We start from the raw sequence: 2,802 nt of genomic DNA, 5'->3' as shown, positions 1-2,802 counted from the left end.
GAGTTTTTCTTGATCCACTTGTGTACCCACGATGGTATCCTTTTGAAAAGATTACTCAGTCGTGGGCAGTTACACAATTTGGTTTACAGCCTCCATGGCAGAAGCGGTTGGCCTCGGTATTCCGAGCCTCATCGCTTCCGCCAGATTCAGGGGCTCTTCGCACTACTCTTGCCAGCCACTGCACCGTTTACCGGCGTTAACCCGCCCAAGGTAGCCATCCTGCGTTGACTAGATTCCATACACTGATCGCAGCTAGTAGTACGCTCGGAGAAAGAAACAATTTCAAAAATACCGAAACCGACACGCTGCTTTTGGCCAACAAGACTATTCCAGTTAATAAAACAGCCACCGATAACAGACCACAAACGCTACCCAGGATGCCGATCAGGGTATCCTTTGAACTATCCGAAGTACTAATGCCAACCAGCAACAGAATCGACAGTAAAAGCCCGGCTACACCATATTTCACTCCGCTCACGATGGAAGCTTTCATTTTAGATTACAATTCGAGGCGTCACAGACACTTTTACCTACTCAGTACTGAAGGTGTCTATTATGCTTTCCAAGCGATAACCCAAGGAATTCAGCTCACCAAACTCATTCACACCATCACTTACAAGATAATCGGACAGCGAATCTATCACCGAATCCACCTGTTCTTTACTTAAATCAACGACATATCGCCCTTTTAGACTATCGTCACTCAATATTGTCTCTTCAGCACTTTTAAACACAGATGCTAAATCAGAGTCCGATAAGATCGAGACAATCAGACTTATGTCTCTATGGTCGATCTTGAAATCCATTCTCCTCACCTTATCGAATTGGGGTTGTAACTGAACCCTGCCTGATTAGCACGCCTTTGGGCAGATCCACTGCCAGAAACACGGTTTGTTCCCTGGTTCCATATTTGTGGACCACGAGATTTGCCAAAAGCCGTAACTACCTTTCCATCTCCATTGAGAACAACCGCCGCCTTCTTGCCTTGGTATTTAACCGTCCCATTTGCCCCCTCAACAACTTTTTTGGGGTTCTTTACGGCATCAAGCATATGCTTTGCACTTACACCGCGCCCACCATTGCGACCAAGGGCCTGATTCAATCCATGCTGCGTATAACCCGTTATTTTACCGGCTACCGCCTTATCTGCGACCTTATCAAGCTTTCTTAGCTTATCGAGCCATGCGAGCCCACCGCCAACTGCACCTGCCGCAGCGGCAGCGGCAACCTGGCCGCCATCCACACAACTCCAGGATTTGCCCTCAACAATCATTTGGTAGGCCAGGTCACCACCAGCACCAATAATGGCGCCGACTACAGCCCAAGCAATTTCGCCGGTGGGATCGACAAAGTTTACGGGATCGTTGGACACATACCCATATAGATTCGTATCCCCACCCGCAAAGCCAATCGGGTCCCGTGCCGTCCAACGGCCGGTTGTGGGGTCGTAATCCCGATACCCAAACCGGATCAGGCCAGTATCCGGATCTTTCAGACCACCCGCAAACCCGAACGGAATCTCAAATCCGGGATTGGTGTCACTTATCACATTGCCGTAGGCATCGTACTCAATGGCTTTAACCACTTGCCCCGCGCTGTCCGTGATCATCCTTGGGCTACCCAGGTGGTCCGTCAGCAGGTAATAGGTCTCACCATTCTCGGTAAAGCTTGTCGGAGCATGGCCCAGCGTGTAGTTGAAACGCTGCTTCAGGTTTCCGTCCCCATCATAGGTCGCCAGCAGCGTGATCTTGTCCTGCCACAGGTAGCGTTCCACCACACTACCATCTTTAATCCTGGCCACCCGGTTACCCAGGGCGTTATGGCGGTATTCGATGGTGTGGTCCGGAGTCTGCACCTGCTTGAGCCGGCCCTGGTATTGCCGAAGCTCTGTAACTGGTCGCCCAGGTTGTAGCTGGCGGAAACACCCGAGACGCCTCATTCGATACTGGTGGCTAGAGTACGGTTGCCGTTGGCGTCGTACTGGTACTGCTCCACCAACTGGCTGTTTTTGGTCACCTCGGTCAGGCGGTAGCGGTCATCGTACTCATACCCGTACTGATTGACGGTGCCATCCGGCAGGGTTTCGATTTTACCAACGATCTGGCCAAAGCTGTTTCAGGTCAGAACCCAGTCAAAAACTACTCTTTCAAGACAAATTAGCTACAAACTGTTTACACAAACTCACAGATATAGGCTCCTCCAATAGAGGGTTAGCAAGGCGATATATCACATCTTCTAACTCACTTTCTTTTTCCGCTTCAAAAACAATATCTTCTCGGCATTCAATGAGATTTGCCCAACCCTCAATTTCTTCTGCGTTGATTTCGCCAGAAATATATCTCCTCAATACTTCTATAATTTCATCTGACTTTACTATTAACGATTCGCCTTCATAGTCCCAGTCAAAAATAGAGAGCTCATTAGATATTTCTTCTAACGGCTTTGAAAAAGTAACCAAGCTCGATACTACATCTAAACGATTATTCATTTTAAACAATCTCTTAGGGATAAACTCCGCCATTAATCTTATCTTTCACATGTACTATTTCTCCCTTAGGCCCGTATGTAGTTTTAGTGTATTGTGTCGTTTTACCAGCCGCATCAATTTGTTTTTCATATACTGCTTTTGAACCTGGAACTCTACCAGGCGAAGTTGCTTGTACTGCAACACCATCATTTGGCAGCCCGTGAGTCTTAACATTATCTTTAGGGAAGGTCTGAATAACTGCTGATATTTGCCCATCTTGGGTTTAAACGGCAAAAAATCGAAGATTCAGACACTATTTTCCCTTTATTTGTGTG

At 47.7% G+C, this 2,802-nt stretch carries 3 protein-coding genes; all 3 read right to left on the bottom strand.

The features are described 5' to 3' along the window. Positions 1-530 precede the first annotated feature (530 nt). The 3 genes from ABIE59_RS19840 to ABIE59_RS19825 all read right to left on the bottom strand — a co-directional run bounded on the left by ABIE59_RS19840 (position 531) and on the right by ABIE59_RS19825 (position 2,521). A complete protein-coding gene (locus ABIE59_RS19840; RefSeq protein ID WP_354449526.1) occupies positions 531-806 on the bottom strand; it encodes a hypothetical protein in 276 nt (91 codons plus the stop codon). A gap of 5 nt (positions 807-811) precedes the next feature. Then, positions 812-1,939, bottom strand: a complete 1,128-nt coding sequence (locus ABIE59_RS19835; RefSeq protein ID WP_502915399.1) for an RHS repeat domain-containing protein — start codon at positions 1,937-1,939, stop codon at positions 812-814. A gap of 207 nt (positions 1,940-2,146) precedes the next feature. Further along, complete coding sequence (locus ABIE59_RS19825) at positions 2,147-2,521, bottom strand: hypothetical protein (protein WP_354449524.1); 375 nt, start codon at positions 2,519-2,521, stop codon at positions 2,147-2,149. Positions 2,522-2,802 lie beyond the last annotated feature (281 nt).

Source organism: Marinobacter sp. MBR-99 (assembly GCF_040547575.1).
Taxonomy (GTDB): domain Bacteria; phylum Pseudomonadota; class Gammaproteobacteria; order Pseudomonadales; family Oleiphilaceae; genus Marinobacter.
Note: the sequence above shows the minus strand (reverse complement) of the source record. Positions and strands in the feature narration are given on the sequence as shown.

What these genes read in the sequence shown, in the direction of transcription:
- ABIE59_RS19835 (WP_502915399.1), bottom strand. Translation starts at nt 1,939, where the DNA reads ATGAGGCGTCTCGGGTGTTTCCGCCAGCTACAACCTGGGCGACCAGTT.
- ABIE59_RS19825 (WP_354449524.1), bottom strand. Translation starts at nt 2,521, where the DNA reads ATGGCGGAGTTTATCCCTAAGAGATTGTTTAAAATGAATAATCGTTTA.
- ABIE59_RS19840 (WP_354449526.1), bottom strand. Translation starts at nt 806, where the DNA reads ATGGATTTCAAGATCGACCATAGAGACATAAGTCTGATTGTCTCGATC.